Annotated in this window: 12 protein-coding genes, 1 tRNA gene and 2 pseudogenes; 6 read left to right on the top strand and 9 right to left on the bottom strand. The window is 52.8% G+C overall.

Annotation, left to right across the window (positions count from 1 at the left end):
* The 4 genes from PG881_RS23085 to parS all read right to left on the bottom strand — a co-directional run.
* On the bottom strand, positions 1-2856 hold a 2856-nt coding region (locus PG881_RS23085; RefSeq protein ID WP_270803179.1), incomplete at its 3' end, for a tyrosine-type recombinase/integrase.
* Positions 2841-5219 (bottom strand): site-specific integrase, encoded by a 2379-nt coding sequence (locus PG881_RS23080; protein WP_043171236.1) that lies wholly within the window; start codon positions 5217-5219, stop codon positions 2841-2843. The genes PG881_RS23085 and PG881_RS23080, both read right to left, overlap by 16 nt.
* Complete coding sequence (locus tag PG881_RS23075) at positions 5212-5790, bottom strand: hypothetical protein (protein ID WP_021140685.1); 579 nt, start codon at positions 5788-5790, stop codon at positions 5212-5214. The genes PG881_RS23080 and PG881_RS23075 overlap by 8 nt, the downstream gene beginning before the upstream one ends.
* 331 nt (positions 5791-6121) lie before the next feature.
* Positions 6122-6574 carry a type II RES/Xre toxin-antitoxin system antitoxin gene (gene parS / locus PG881_RS23070; RefSeq protein WP_021140686.1) on the bottom strand — a complete coding sequence of 151 codons (453 nt, stop codon included), beginning with the start codon at positions 6572-6574 and terminating at the stop codon, positions 6122-6124.
* Positions 6575-6827: 253 nt separating this feature from the next.
* Between parS and PG881_RS23065 the strand changes: the two genes are divergently transcribed.
* Together PG881_RS23065 and PG881_RS23060 are read left to right on the top strand one after the other, a co-directional pair.
* Positions 6828-8135 (top strand): Fic family protein, encoded by a 1308-nt coding sequence (locus PG881_RS23065; RefSeq protein WP_021140687.1) that lies wholly within the window; start codon positions 6828-6830, stop codon positions 8133-8135.
* Between the two features lie 78 nt (positions 8136-8213).
* Positions 8214-8465 (top strand): type II toxin-antitoxin system Phd/YefM family antitoxin, encoded by a 252-nt coding sequence (locus PG881_RS23060; RefSeq protein WP_010674977.1) that lies wholly within the window; start codon positions 8214-8216, stop codon positions 8463-8465.
* Positions 8466-8885: 420 nt separating this feature from the next.
* Here the strand turns inward: PG881_RS23060 and PG881_RS23055 are convergent, their stop codons facing one another.
* Complete coding sequence (locus PG881_RS23055) at positions 8886-9134, bottom strand: hypothetical protein (protein ID WP_010674978.1); 249 nt, start codon at positions 9132-9134, stop codon at positions 8886-8888.
* Positions 9135-9635: 501 nt separating this feature from the next.
* Between PG881_RS23055 and PG881_RS23050 the strand changes: the two genes are divergently transcribed.
* The 3 genes from PG881_RS23050 (at position 9636) to PG881_RS23040 (ending at position 11643) form a co-directional block, all read left to right on the top strand.
* Positions 9636-9890 (top strand): helix-turn-helix domain-containing protein, encoded by a 255-nt coding sequence (locus PG881_RS23050; protein ID WP_005329233.1) that lies wholly within the window; start codon positions 9636-9638, stop codon positions 9888-9890.
* The gene (locus PG881_RS23045; protein ID WP_270803171.1) at positions 9890-11203 is read left to right on the top strand and encodes a type II toxin-antitoxin system HipA family toxin; all 1314 of its coding nucleotides are present in this window, start codon (positions 9890-9892) and stop codon (positions 11201-11203) included. Before PG881_RS23050 ends, PG881_RS23045 begins: the two co-directional genes overlap by 1 nt.
* Positions 11204-11567: 364 nt before the next feature.
* Positions 11568-11643: transfer RNA gene (locus tag PG881_RS23040), tRNA-His, on the top strand.
* Positions 11644-12242: 599 nt separating this feature from the next.
* Here PG881_RS23040 and PG881_RS23035 read toward each other — a convergent pair.
* Positions 12243-12752: a hypothetical protein gene (locus PG881_RS23035; RefSeq protein WP_158197480.1), complete on the bottom strand. Its 510-nt coding sequence runs from the start codon at positions 12750-12752 to the stop codon at positions 12243-12245.
* Between the two features lie 27 nt (positions 12753-12779).
* Between PG881_RS23035 and PG881_RS23030 the strand changes: the two are divergent.
* Positions 12780-12916 (top strand): annotated as a pseudogene (locus tag PG881_RS23030) (IS5/IS1182 family transposase); the annotation flags it as partial.
* Positions 12917-13059: 143 nt separating this feature from the next.
* Here the strand turns inward: PG881_RS23030 and PG881_RS23025 are convergent.
* The 3 genes and pseudogenes from PG881_RS23025 to tssI all read right to left on the bottom strand — a co-directional run.
* Entirely contained in the window at positions 13060-13437 is a 378-nt protein-coding gene (locus PG881_RS23025) for a hypothetical protein (protein ID WP_270803167.1), read from the bottom strand.
* 352 nt (positions 13438-13789) lie between these two features.
* Complete coding sequence (locus PG881_RS24085; protein ID WP_442866406.1) at positions 13790-14008, bottom strand: lysozyme inhibitor LprI family protein; 219 nt, start codon at positions 14006-14008, stop codon at positions 13790-13792.
* 101 nt (positions 14009-14109) lie between these two features.
* Positions 14110-15195, bottom strand: a pseudogene (tssI, locus tag PG881_RS23020) (type VI secretion system tip protein TssI/VgrG); the annotation flags it as partial.

Raw genomic sequence — 15195 nt, 5'->3', positions numbered from 1 at the left:
GCCAATCCATTCGATGAAAGCCGCTCGTTGCTCGCGATAGACCTGGCGAGCCAGTTTAACCACTTTACGGAGTTCGACTTGCTCCTTATGACTGCGCAAGGCTCCAGGAAGCAAATTCAGATGATGTGACGTTGAGTAGAGCAATCGCTGTGCTCCCCGCTGAGTCTTAAATGCTTTAAGTAAATGAATTTTTTCAACTAACTCATCGACCATAGCGGGTGTGAGTTGATAACGATTGAGTTGATCGGTGATATCTTCATGTCGTGCGAACCGTGCGATCAGCTCCAGAGCGGCATCAAAATCCAGCTTGTGTTTAACCAAGGGAGGGTAAGGTGCACACTCCATCAGGACCCAGGAGACCTGTTGAAGATAAGGCGAAAGCGACTGGAGCAGGGCCTCCCGGCAGCGCTGCCATGTCAAGGGCCCCTCCAACCAGTCGTTCTGTGTGAGCTTTGCACGAGACAGCCCGGTGAAGTGGTGTCGCAGTGACAAAGACCAGTCGTACTTGGCCTGCAACAGACACGCTGCATTGACCCAGTGGGTAAAATGCAAATATGAGTGCAACGTCGTCTCCGGGCTCTGATGGCCAGCAAACTGGGCCAGCGCCCAATAATCCCCCTGAGTGGATGAGTGTGTGATGGTCTGGTAGATAGCGGTACACTGTGCGGCCGACCAAGGCAGGAAATGTGCCCACCCTGGCAAACTGTGCAGTGCCAGAGCTTCGTGATGTAGCAGCAGTTGCAGGCGGCTCAATGCCGTATGCCGCAGATGATGGAAGGTATAGTATTTCCCACCAACCTGCCGAAGGATACTGGTTAACGGCCCCCTGATCTCTTCATCCGACATCGGTATCAACCAACCGCTCTGTGAGGGAAACGCCAGCGCGTTCGCGTTTTTCGCCTTTCGCGGCCATAACCCAGACAAGTACGCATCCAATCGAGTACGCTCTTCCGGGGTCAGCAAGACCCCCAGGGGGATCTTGCGGGTGGCACTGTCACTCTTGCCATCATCAAGCCGGGTATCGCGAATATATAGCCAGCACTCTGGACTGCGTTCGATATCTTTCAACCTGAGCTTTTGGATCTCGCTCAAGCGCAGTCCAGCACGATAAGCCACGATGTATAACGCGCTCAGACACTCTCGGTAACTCGATGAGGTGTGCGTCATCCGCTCCATTCCACGCAGCAACTGTCGAAAGAGAGGTTCACTGAGATAGGTGGCACGCACATGGGGCCGCTGGCGCTCGCGCGGGACCAGCTCCTCCGGCAATGGGGCCAAGTGGTAACTCGCCACCGCATAGCTGTGCAGGCTGGTCAAGCGTGCAGCCATGTAGCTGACAGCATTCTTTTGGCTAACGGGCGCCTCGGAAGAGGAACTTTCCGGCTCTGCGGAGGAGGATCTTTCCAGGTCCGTCCGTTCAACCGCACCAGAGAGCGCCGGGTCGACGACCAGATTTGAAGTCCCCCCATACTCTTCCAGCAATGCTCGATAACAGCTCAGAAAACGATCGCCATCCCATAAGCCGAGATCATGATCAAAGCACCGAACAAGCCATTGCTGACCACCGCGACTAAGGTAACTGCGCAGCGTCGAAGGCTTGTTTTTGTTCTTTGCGATGCATTGATGTAGCCACCCGACCAGGATCTGCTCTGACTTGCTGAGGGTCTGCTCATTGCGCAACCGATTCAGTCCTGCGAGGCAGCTTGCCTTCGTCTGCTTGCGAGTCGCGCTCTCCTTTTCCGCCAACACCGTTCGCAACCGAGCCAGTAAGGATGAATAAGGGTGGTCTTCGCCATGGTAGCGCCGACGCTTGGAACTGCCTGCCGTCAGGTTATCGACTAATCCGGTACTCGCCTCCTGCGCCAAACACACCACTTGGTGACCATCCGCAACCGTCGGATGATGCAGTGAAAGCCAGTGTTCATGAGGCAGTGGTACACTGTGTAACGCCCCAGATGCCACATGAGTCAGGATCTGTGGCCAGCGGACCCCGGCTTGCCCACCGGTTACCAGACTCGCCCCTTGGCAAAACTCTTTGATCCCGCGCAGGGGTGCAGTCAGATGTCTCTGGGCCCATAAGCTGAATGTGTCGAGCTCAACGGCAAGCTCAAACGTTTTGCCGCGCCGACGATACCAGCGCTGTACCAACCCCAGAGTCGGCAGGCTTAGGAAAATCTGGAGCTCGGTAACCCCCTTCCCTGCTCTATCGTGCGCATTGGTGGCCAACGCCTTGCTCTCTAACGTCAAAGGCAACCAAACAACTGAGCCATTCGTGCATAATCTTCGCCGCTCAGCGATGGCCAGCATCAGTGCGTGCAAAATCGCCGTCTGGTGTACACCGCAGTAAAACACCGCGCTATGAAGAATGTCGGCCAGTAAATCTTCAGCTTCGATCAGGCTAGTGTCGCGGGCCTCGATCTGTCTATGCCAGTTCAGCAGCGCTTGACTACAGCGCTGCGCTTTGTCAAACCACTTTTCAGTGTAAGGTAGCGGGCGCCGAAGCACCGTCAGGGGGATTGTCGGCAACGGCAACTGCCAATACCCGCTGGTATTGCCCTGCTGCAGGCAAAGCAGGATGGCTCGCAGCCCAGCCTTGAATTCAGACTGTCGCCTATACTTGCCCGTCAACGTGCTCATCGCCAATGGCCACAGATACTCAAACCCTCGGACATCGGCTGGCTCCTTGAATAGGCCGGGCAAATGTTGCAACAGCGCATCCAGTGCTCGACGCTCTATTTGCACCTGAGCACGTTTGAGACGATCCCGACGCATAGCCCGACCAGACCGAAGAACGTTCGCTGCACGCTCATCTTCCTTTCGAAGCTGTTCACGCCAATCGATCAGTGGATTGTCCATTCGCCCATCACCTTCAACCCGAGGGTTTGATGCCATTTGTCCAGCACGTCCGTCAGGGTAAATAGATCGCTCAACGCCGCACTACTGTACTGGTTTGTGAACTCTGTCCCCATCTCCTCATGACCAAGCAGCGCATCGATAAACTCGGTGGCCACGCCTTGCTCCAGCAGGTGGCTGCGCACCGAATGGCGATGCCAGTTTGGCGCCAGGGGCAACAGATTTTCGAACTGCCTCATCATCGAATTTGGGGTGACGATTTCTGTGCCTTCCAGGCTGCCATCTTTGGCCTCGACCGCCCAGAACAGGAGCGCTCCAGCTCCACTCAATGCTTGCTCCGCCGCCGACACTAACGGCGCCAGCAGCGGCTCACGCTGACATGCCAAATATGTCAAATAGCGCTCCCAGGCTTGCAGTTGCTGCACTGCCAACGCTGACAATGGCACCAACCTGGCCGAGCTCACAGATCGTCCCTCTTTGTCTGTCAGCCGGATAAAGCGACTGATGAGGCAGTAATCGCCACGCCTGCCGTACATCTCCGTCACGGGCCTGGCGGCAGTAGAAAGATGGAGGATCAACAAACTGTGGCGCACGAGGAGGTTATGATATTGCGTCAGCGTTGGACGCTGCTGCCGTGACCCACTGAGTCGTGCACAGAGGTACTGCTGATAATTTCCTAGGAGTCGAGCAAGCTCGCCAACGCTAGGATAGAGGCGTGATCCGACAGCTCCTTGTTCTAATTCCGGTGCCAGCACCACCGCGGTCATCCCCATGGAGGCCAAATAACGGCACCAGATCTGCAACACGTCTTTACGTGGCACATGACTGTAGGCCATAGGGGAACATTGCTGAGCCGCCTTGCCACGCAGGATACCGGCAATGGCGCTATCAATCCCCTCTCTTTGCAACCAAGCACGCTGGTAGTTTTGCAGCTGTCGCATGGTCAAGGCCGTGCCAGCTCGCTCATTTGCTCGCGCTAAACAATCCACCTGCGCGCTACTACTCAATGTCCTCCAACCGTGTCCAACCAATAAATGAGTGGCCCATTTTGGCAAAGGTAGCTGCAAGAATAAGTCGCTCTTTGGCAAAAAAGAGTGCAATTTCCTATGCACTCGGCTGTGGGCAACCTCTACATAGCGTTGTAGATACGCCCCATGAGGAAGCCGCCAAATACCACTGGCATTCTTTGAGGGTCCGTCGTCATCGGCAAATCGAGAGCCAGGAGCAGGCAATTTAATCTCAGTACTCGGCCAGACCGGCAGCTTGTGCAAGTCCTCGCTACTCGTGCCCATCACCAGTTGCAGCAGGATCGACAGCGCCGGCAACGCCGTTTCATCGACCGCCTGAGGCATCAAGGCATCGACGAGGCGTGTGATCTGTGACGCTGTGGCAATCCAAAGGTTGGCCGGCAACTGCAGATGACGCATCGACATGGAGAGCGCTACCGAGGCGCTTTGCAAAACCCTCGCCTGAATATCCATCAACCCCTGTGGCTGAGAGGACACCAGCAGCGTCTGCTGCTCAGGGAGGGTTCCTCGCTCCTCTTCACCCTCCCACTCGGTCAGTTTGACTTTGCCGCGCTGCAGCAGAACCTCCCGTAGCAACAGGATTTGGGTCTGCTCGTCGAGCTGCTCTTGATAACGCGCCTCCAGTTGGAACCGCTGGCGTTCGCCGGTTGACCGGGTACCCGTTTTGATCTCTTTGGCTCGCGCCTTATAGAGTCGGCTCAGTAGGGCCTCCAAGGCCCCTGTATTGACGCTCACCTGCTTGTTATTGGCATATTGCTCTCTCTGGATCTTGATGGCTTGCAATAGCGTCAGTATCGGCTGCGTAAAATCGACCTCAGACAGGGCCTTAATCATCACCTCACGTTGATTGTTCGCCATCAGCCTGACGTTGCGCAGCGCCTCTTCGACCGTTTGGTCCCGCTCGGCAATACCCTGAGAAAAATTGATATGTGATAACGCCAAGACGGCCAGGATCGTCACGGACTTGAGCTGAGCAAATAGCTCACCGTTGAGGCTATGGCCACTACGCAATTCCGCCAAGATGGCGTCAACGAGATAGAATTGGCTGAGTCTCCGATCTTTACTCAACCGCTCACGCATTTGCATGGCAGAGAGTGGCGATGGGGGCAGCATCTCTTTGGATGAGACAGAATCGATCCACTGCAGCTCGGCGGCCAACAACGCGGTCAGTGTTGGATCCAATCCCAGGATCCCCTGACAGCAGGCTTGCAACGATTCAAGGATTTGCCGGTGCCACTCGGCCAACGCCTCCGGAAACACCAGCTGTCGGGTAAGGGAACGGGCGGGTTCAGCGTCAAGACCCTCCACTGCCTGCTCCTGCGAAAGGTCATCACTCATCGGCTAACCTCTGCAAGAAGAAGTTAGGTTCGGGCACCGATACCATCCCGTTCTTTTTGTCTTTTTGCCGGGACTTGCTCAGCGCCTCCTGAGCATGCGCCAGCTGTTCCCGGGACAACCCGCACACCTTGGCCCAATAGTCTTGAGACAACCGCTTCTTCTGAAACCAGTTAAGACGCTGCTCGTCTGTCAGAACGCGATTGAAAATTCGTCGGCTGCATTCGATGAGACGGGGCTCCCCTAACAGCGTCATCAACCTCAGCCACTCCCCGGCCAGATGCTGCTCGACCTCACCATCATTCAGCCCGCAGGGGATCAATCGTTGCCCAGGCGGCGGTTTGATTGGCGACGGCCAAGACAATACTGGCAACAATGGCCCTACGATCATAAGCGCACTGCCCACATCATCGCCTGACGACAAGGGACGATAGAGAATAATGGCTGACTCCCAGAGCGTATGGAATTGATCGGCAATCGGCAGCCCAGTCTTGAAGCCCAACTCCAACCACGCCTCACGAAACGCGACTAACGCCGGATGGATCTGATAGTTCCCTGACTCCTTCGTCCTCATGTAAACCCCGTGTATCACCCGTTACTAACACATTACATAAAAATGTATTTTGTTTTCAAACAGTTCCTTAGCGATAAACCGATTCAGCCACACACCGAACCTCTGAACCTGCGCATGGCAGGCCTACCGCAGGCAGGTACTGTGAATGAAGTCAGGAATGGAGATGCAATTCACCAAGTGGGTAATCGTCGAGGGAGCGGGATCATTTAGCCGATATGCAAGGGGGAATGTGACTGACTCGGGTGACGTCAATTGAACAATACTTGGCTTTCTCCTGCACATGCTGGACACCGCTGTCGAGCGGTAACGCCTTCAGCGAGATAGGTCGCCATCAAACGACGACGCCATGCTCAATCTGGCCGATGAGATCGATAACTGCCTGAGCTCCGACAGCGGTCGTCAGGAAAGTAGCAGGAGGGTTTCCTCCCAGCGCCCGGGCAGGTTTGTTCAACCACTCAAGCGCCTTCCCCCTGTCCCCCTCGAACAGCGACTCCGCAGCCTCCATCACACTAACGAATGAATAGATACGGGCACTCTGAGCGCGGGACAGCAGGGCCGCCGCAGTGCGCTTGCGTGTCACCGTCGAGCGGTCAATGCCAACCAGCTGGCAGACTATCTTGACGTCGCAGCCCAGCAACGCAGCCAGTTCATTGACGATGGAGGGAGCCATTCCAGCCACAATGAGATGATGCGCCCCCACAAGCTCCTGGGGCAAGGCCAGCGAGGCCATCAGCCCCTTCGGTTGGCGGATCTGGCGAACAGAACGATAAGCAGCGTAGGACATGGCGAGGCGGCTCCCTGTATCATTGCGCCTTTAAACTAGCCCATCTAAACCATACCATCAACGATGCAGGACTCTTTCAAACCCCAAACGTTAACCTATGAAGCCACCGCAAAACTGCGCCAAACTTGCCACTAAAACTGGCGCAGTTTAGTTAACTGCGCCAAAATGGCGCCATATATATGAAAACGCGCCAACAAACACGATGTCAGCGACCACAGACCTACTAGAGACTATCAGGGGATCCGAAAGCGGATTGACGCTGGCTGAACTGCTGGGCCGCCACCCGAGCATAGCCAGACGCACCGCACAGCGCCTGATAGCCAAGCTGATTGAAAGCGGCCACATCACAGCCCAAGGCGAAGGACGGGCTCGCCGCTATCATGCTGACTCCGAGAGCCATACCGAGCCCCGGATAGCCAAGGTGGACAGTTTCCCCGCGTTCATCCCACTCTCTGCCGACAGCCTGGATATCCTTGCCTATATCGACCAGCCCCTCCCAGCCCGCAAGCCCGTGGGCTATCAGCATGATTTCTTGCAGGCATATCATCCCAACGAAACCTGTTACCTGTCCGAATCACTGCGCCGTCAGTTGCACAACATGGGCAAGACCACAGACATCGATGAGCCTGCCGGCACATACAGTCGAGCGATCCTGAACCGTTTGTTGATCGACTTATCATGGGCATCGAGCCACCTGGAAGGTAATACCTATAGCAGGCTAGACACCCGTGAACTTATCGAGCACGGCAAGGCCGCGCGGGGTAAGGGAGCCATCGAAACGCAGATGATCCTGAACCATAAAACCGCGATCGAGTTACTGGTCGAAAACATCGACAGTGCCGAATTTAACCGCTACACCCTGATGAACTTGCACAGCGCCCTGGCGGAAAACTTGCTACCCAACCCTGCCGATGAGGGGCGCATTCGCCAACATGCTGTCGACATCAGTAAAAGTATCTATCGCCCGTTATCCACGGCACAACAAATCGAAGAGGTGCTGGACGAGGTGCTGAGCAAAGCCAATCAGATCCACGATCCGTTTGAACAATCGTTTTTCATGATGGTGCACTTGCCCTACCTACAACCTTTTGCCGACATCAATAAACGCACTTCCCGCCTAGCCGCGAATCTCCCCCTGTTTCGTGGCAACCTCTGCCCGCTCACCTTCCTCGATGTACCAGAACAGGCCTACAGCCGCGCCACCCTCGGTGTGTACGAAATGGCCCGCATCGAACTGCTACGCGACCTGTACGTGTGGGCTTATGAACGTTCAACCCAAGAATATCTTGCCATCAAGCGGGATCTCGCCGAACCTGACCCACTTCGCCTAGCATGGCGGGATCTTATCAAACAGACTGTCCGTGGGGTCGTCACGTCGATCCAACTTGATCCACTCAGCACCATTGAACAAGCGGTGTCAGAGAACGTCCCGCAGCAAGAGCGATCGGCCGTACAGGCACTGATTGTTGAAGAGTTGCGAAGGCTGCATGAAGGTGTTCTGGCACGCTATGGTTTACGGCCCTCGGAGTTTATCGCGTGGAAAGCGCAACATGGGCGCTGATTGATACTGTGACAATCGTCGAGTTGAGTATCTATTAAGGTATTCCATAGTGCGGTGCTCTATGCCGAGGACATCATCATGAGTTACCAAAGCCTGGCAGCCACCACTGCCAATATCACAGAGCTCAGACGCAATCCAATGGGGACCATCAAAGAGGGAAAAGGCGATGCCGTCGCCATCCTCTATCGTAACGAGCCAGCATTCTATTGTGTGCCGCCTGAGCTCTACGCCTACTATCTGGAACTGGCCGAAGATGCCGAGCTGAACCGTATTGTCGATGAGCGAGTCAAACGGTCGGAGTTCGTCAGCGTCAACCTGGAGGACCTATGATTTAGAATCCCATCCTTGCCATCACTACCCTCAGCTCTTGCAAATCAACGTTGATCAAGCGCGGGCTGGAGATCAACGCTACGATGCCCCTTATTGTCATCGCAGCATTAGTCGTGTCATGGCCCTCCTCCCCTCATTGTGTGAGCGAACTGGCAGCGCCTGCTGATCTGGGCCCCGGTGTAGTAATAAAGGGGAATTCACTTGGGCGCTTCCGATGGAGACGAACCACTGAAAAGCAAAGGCCGTCAGGCGGCATTCCTGTCTGACTCATCCATCCGGGGTTTTCAGCGTCCAATTTTGACCACCCTGGAGTGTGTGCAACCATCCGATTTTTGGATCGAAGATCCATCAGCAGCTTGTTGTCGTGCTCGGACTTCATGCGGTAGGCTGCGCCCGGCGGCAAGACGTTAGCCTAGTGGTTCATGTCGATGATGACGCAGGGATGGCCGCCACCCGCCGGTTAAACTCGGCAAACTCTTCAGCATTATCTTCCCAACGCTCAATGCTGGCCGCCAGCAGGTCTAACAGCTGGACGTTGTTATCGTAGTCATCCACCAGCTCATCTATCAGTGCCAGCGCACTTTCGTAGTCATGCTGGTTGTCGATATGGGTGAAGTAGGGCAGCTCGGCCAAGGCCTCTCGGAGCTGTACCAGAATGGGTTTCAACATGTCAGAGTTACCTTGTTGGTTGCGCCCCCCCGTTTTCGATAACACTGGGGACCTGTCCAGTTTAGATCTTCAATGGAGGTGGCTGCTTGGTATGACACCATCACTGCATTTGCAAATTTTCCCGAGAAACCTCGGCTAGATTGGCAAAATTTCGTGCTCATCAATTCAAGAAGGTATTTAAAGAAGCGAACGCGGGTGCGAACTTGTGAGCTCCCGTGAAGCGATCGCAACAATCATGGACTCACTGACAGAGACGATCAACCGACGCACCATCGCCGCCTTGGCTTTTGTTGCGCCAACCCCAGTGCACTCCTGCTGAAACTCGTTACACCTTGTTTTAATGGCCCCTTGAATCGAAAGTGCGACACCCATACCTGAGGATCAAGGTTAAATACCGCCTTTAGCGTGTGAAAAACATTTACCGCCTAAAGCAGGTAAATATTGATATACCTGCCACAGCGTGTAAATTAAAAGAAATTACGCTACCAGGTAAGTCAAATCATGAAAGTAACCAGCGCCAAGCAACTTAGTGCCTGTCTCAAGGATGCCAGGCTTTCGCAAAAGCTCTCCCAAGGCAAAGTGGCCGGCAAGGTGGGGATCAGGCAGGACACGGTGTCCAGCTTCGAGCTCAATCCCGAGTCAACCAAGCTGGAGACCTTGTTCAAGATCCTCGCCGCACTGGAACTCTCCCTCGATATCAGGCCCCGCACCGATCCTGCGGAAAACGCCACGCCTGGCTGGAAGGAGGAGTGGTAATGGCCAGCCTGACGGTCTACATGAACGGATACCGGGTAGGTACCTTTACCAAGGCGACCAATGGTGCTCACCAATTTCAGTACGATGAATCGTGGGTGAAGTTGCCAGGCAGCCGCCCCATCTCGCTCTCCATGCCATTACGCCAGCAGCGCTACCAGGGCGATGAGGCCTATAACTTCTTCGATAATCTGCTGCCAGATAACCCGGAAGTAAGAAACCGGGTGGTGGCGCGCTATCAAGCCGATTCCACCCAACCCTTTGATCTGCTCAGTTGTATTGGCCAGGACAGCGTGGGGGCATTGCAACTGGTGGCTCAGGGCAGACCTGTGCCAGACGTTAAGCGCATTGAGTGCAAGCCGCTCTCTGACGCCGAACTGGAGCAGATCATGACCAGCTACCAGCAAGGGATCCCGCTTGGTATGGTGAGGGAAGAGGACGATTTTCGGATATCCATCGCCGGGGCTCAGGAAAAGACCGCGTTACTCTACCTCGACAACCGTTGGTGCTTACTACCGCATGCAGCGACCCCAACCACCCACATTATCAAGCTGCCCATTGGCAAGATCGAAAGCCACTCCTACTCGATAGACCTCTCCCAGAGCGTAGAAAACGAATATCTCTGCACCCTGATCGCCAAAGCATTGGGTCTTCCGGTTCCCCATTGCTTCATCATGCAGGTCGGCAAGGTCAAGGCTCTGGCGGTGGAACGCTTCGATCGGCGCTACGCCACGGATCGCAGTTGGATCATGCGCCTGCCCCAAGAGGACTTCTGCCAGGTGTTGAATGTACCGTCAGCACGCAAGTACGAGAGCCATGGTGGACCGGGCATTGCTGACATCATGACGACCCTGCTGGGATCGGCCACGCCGGAGCAGGATCGGTACCTGTTTATGAAGTCTCAGGTGTTGTTCTGGCTGCTGGCTGCCACTGATGGCCATGCCAAGAATTTCTCGGTGTTTATCGAACCTGAAGGGCGTTTCCGGCTTACACCGTTTTACGACATCCTTTCCATGTATCCTGCATTTGGTGGTAAAGGATTACATCCCCGTGATGCCAAGTTGGCCATGGGGCTTACTGCAACCAAGGGCAAAAAATACGCGATAGAGCAGATATTTCCTCGCCATTTTTATCAAACGGCCAAGGCGATTGGTTTTGAACAAGTGCAGATGGAAAAAATCATCAGCGAACTGACGGATAATCTGGATGAGGTAATATCAATCGTTCGTCAGCAATTGCCTGATACATTTCCCACTGAGATTGCAGATTCAATTTTGGGTGGACTCAGTTCGAAAGCGCAACGCTTAAAACGATAATTGACCAATGTGACAAATGCCTCTTGCATCGCCCCAAATGAGCCTCTATCGAGGCTCATTTTTTTTGCGTACGAGCGAGTGAATGATCCATTTTAGATCAAAAAAACAACTAAAAATGCAGAAGCCTGAAGTGCTAATTTTGGCAACATAAAATTTCCTCAGCTAACCTAGACAGACTTAACGGCAATAAGACATTGATTTTAAAGTATTATATTTATTTGATGTTTGACGTATTCTGATGACATTTTAACTCTATTAACAGGTACGGCCTTCTAAGCCGTGGGTCGCAGGTTCGAATCCTGCAGGGCGCGCCATTGATGACATGCATCTCTCCGATGCAGGGCATTGATGGATATCTTCAGTGGTGGCTGTAGCTCAGTTGGTAGAGTCCCGGATTGTGATTCCGGTTGTCGTGGGTTCGAGCCCCATCAGCCACCCCATTATCTCCTTTCAGAAAACATTCAATCCTATCTGTTTAAATCCAGTAGAAATAACCCTCTCTTCTTACGTCCTGATGGTTGCTGGCAAAATGTCTTTAATGGGTCTCAAAGGAGGCATTAGTGCCGGTACGGGTGGTGTGTGTGGCCTAATGGCAATGTCACGACCTGCACTCCAGATACGACGTTTGTTGCGCCTCGAGAAAACCACCAAGAACAGACGATTGTGCTCAATGACGAGCAAAGTCGCCTGCTCGATCAGCGCTACCCGGACGAACCGACCAGGAGGATTCAAACAGACCCGAACAGCTACCTGGACACTACAACAAACAGTGATCTTGTCAGGGCCTAATGATGGAGGGACAGGCCCCCTTATTGCATGCTCAAGAAGGCTCTGAAATTGGTACCGAAGAAGGTGCGCTCTTAGAGTGGTGTAAGCAAGACACCGGTTTGAGACCGGCATCAGGTGGTAACTATATTTGTGCATGCTACTACCAGCTTACCAGCTGCCAGCAATACTCTTTGACATGCAGCTAAACAGCTATGAAAAAGGTGTGCCCCCCCATATTCTCACAGGATGTCTATCGCACCTTGCCAAACTCTTAACCATATCTTTCTTTCATATACTTCTTTACCGATATTGCATTGTTAAACTTATATGTTCCATCACCAGCCCCATCCTCTGTGCCACTTAAAACTGGATCCAAAGTCTTTACCTTATCAACAGTATATTCTCCACCAGCGTTATTTTTATAAATCTTAACTTCAAAATTTGTCTCATCAATCCCTTCTGCCTGATGCTTATTATGCCATGAAACTATAGTTCCTATATGATTAACACCTTTCAGAGTAAAGAAAAAAACGCTCCTGAGATTCGGGTAATCGCCGTTCTCACATATTTTATCCAACTCATAATGTGATGATTTATCATATATAACCATAGATAATGGGCAGTTTATGTCATCATTTTTCTCGATTTTAACGCTCGCTGTATCATTACTTATCCTATATGGCCCTTGAATAAAATCAGCTGCACTCACAAACAAAGTGGGAAAGATTAAATTTAAAATGAAAAAACCATACCTCCTCATTATGACCTCACAAATTTTCACTCACTATTATCAATGCCTACTAGGTAATATCGGTTCAAGCAGTTGCTGGCGGGGAAAATTAGTCTGCGTAACTACAACGGCCAAGTGGAGGAAGTCATAGCGTATGTAAGCGCCATAAACAAACTGAATACCCTGGCCTGCCAGTCAGAAAGCCCCGAGTGTAACTGTCACCCGGAGCTGGGGAAGTGATGACTTGATGGTTGATTTGGGCAACAACGCCGTCAGGTGATAACTAGATCTGTACACCCGATGAATAAGGCGCCTCAGTATTTCACAACCACCGCAATCAAAAACAATCCTCATAATTTTATAATGCCTGAGAAAAATAAAATTTCTTTCCTTTAGCATTTATATAAAAAACATTGTCAAAGTTAGCACCTTGGTAACCAAAGTGATACCGTCCACTTACCTTGCCATCAATTATTTCAACCCAGTCACTATTAACAGCATATGGTCGACCTTCATCATTCGTCTCTTCTTCATAATTCACTTGAACTATAGTTATTTTATCTTTGCTTTTCCCATATTGAACATATCCTCCAACCCAACCCGCAGTGGAGGCCCACATCATTCGCATTTTAATTTTACCATCTGTACTAACAAAGCAGCGATAGTCTATGCCGACATCTTCAGCACGACAAATAGAAGAAAACAGAATATAAACCAAGACCAAATATTTATTCATTTAAGTTACTCTATAGTTATAATACTCTGCTCAACAAAACCTCGCCAATCTCGACAAAGCCGTCCATACCACTTTTCACCCATCTCCTGCGGAGTAAATGGTTGAGTATCTAGCAGAGTCAAAAATATTGGGTTCCCAGATTTTCCCACCGTACGGACTTACTGGATCAACGCCTCCCGATGATGGATGCCTGGACTGAATATAACTACCGTTAAAATTAAAGAAGCGACTTGGACAGGCCACTTACCTCTATATTTTTTGCCTAATATGTTGCTTTGTAAATATATGCTACACAACCATCTGATGGGCACAAAACTGATGCAGAGCCGTCCTTGGCCATCAGCCTTGCCTATCAAGGTAAATCATGAATGAATTGAATCTCATTATTCAAAAAAAACACTCTTTCCTTTGTTACATTCATAAGGCATTTTTTAATTTCTATCAGTTGAGCAATAGAACTGCCTTCAAAAAAAGCTCCCCTCGCGTAACACTGAGCATCTCTGAGCTTAATCCAATATCTTTGGGATTGAACCAGTTGACTCCAGTATTTTTCTTTAGGGAAGGTGCGAATAAGTCACCAAACATAAAAATGCGCCTTTGTAAGTATTTGAATTTAATAAACTAATTTTTTCAGTTTCGTTGTGGAGGGTGCTTATTCGCACCCTCCCTAGGATCCACTTTCACAAAGCTGCCGCCTCCCTTGAGGGTTATTTCAGAACCCGCCTCCAGCACCAGCTTGTCGCCCACCTTGATATGCACTTCCTGCCCGGCTTCCACCAGCAGGGACTGCCCCAGCTTCTGGTGCAGGCTGGAATCCACCGTCAGCGAGTAGTCGGCTTTTATCTGGTCGCGCTTCTCGCCCTCCACCGTCAGGTGATCGTTGGCCTTGATGCGGGTGACCCGCTCGTTGTCGATATCGGTATGCTGGTCGTGCTTGATGTGCCAGGCGGCATCATTTTCGATAAGCACGTTCAGGTCTTTCTGACCGTGGATGTAGATCTCTTCCTGCCCCGCCTGGTCTTCAAAGCGCAGCTCGTTGAAACCCTCGCCCTGGTGGGTCTCGGTGCGCAGCACGGTGCGGGTCTTGTTGGCCGGCAACTCGTACGGCGGCCGATTGGTAGCGTGGTAGGTGCGACCAGTCACGATGGGCTGGTCCGGGTCCCCCTCCAGGAATGAGACAATGACCTCGTGGCCGATGCGCGGGATGGCCATCATGCCATATTGGCCGCCCGCCCAGCCCTGGGATACCCGCACCCAGCAGGAACTCTGGTCGTTGGAGCTGCCATATCTGTCCCACGGGAATTGCAGTTTCACCCGGCCGTGCTCGTCGCAGTAAATCTCCTCCCCTTCGGGACCCACCACCATGGCGATTTGCGGGCCATCCACCATCGGCTTGTGAGGGGCCTCCGGGCTGCCGATGCGAGCCCGCCAGGTGGTGCTGGCTTTCACCACCCCGAATTCGTTGTGATAGACGGTCGGGCCGCTGCCGCCTTCCTCTTCCAGCGCCTGCGGCTGCAAGCCGGTGTGCTGGATACGCACGATTTGCCAGTCGGTGTTGAGGCTGCCATTGGGGTGTTCGGTGAGTGCAAACGTCTGCCCCGGCTGCAAGGCGGCGCAGTTGGACTTAGCCTGGCCCGCCACCGCATCATTGCGCAGGGCATCGAGCCGGTGCAGGGCAAAGGCCTTGCCGCTCGGGTCCTGCTTGTAGCGACCCGGATAGTCGAAGTGCTGGTAGGTGTCGCGCTGGTGCTCGAGCTC

It is taken from the genome of Aeromonas sp. QDB54, from assembly GCF_027707385.1.
In the GTDB taxonomy this organism is placed as follows: Bacteria; Pseudomonadota; Gammaproteobacteria; order Enterobacterales; family Aeromonadaceae; genus Aeromonas; species Aeromonas hydrophila.
The sequence above is the reverse complement of the archived record's forward strand: the minus strand, read 5'-3'. Positions and strand labels throughout refer to the sequence as shown.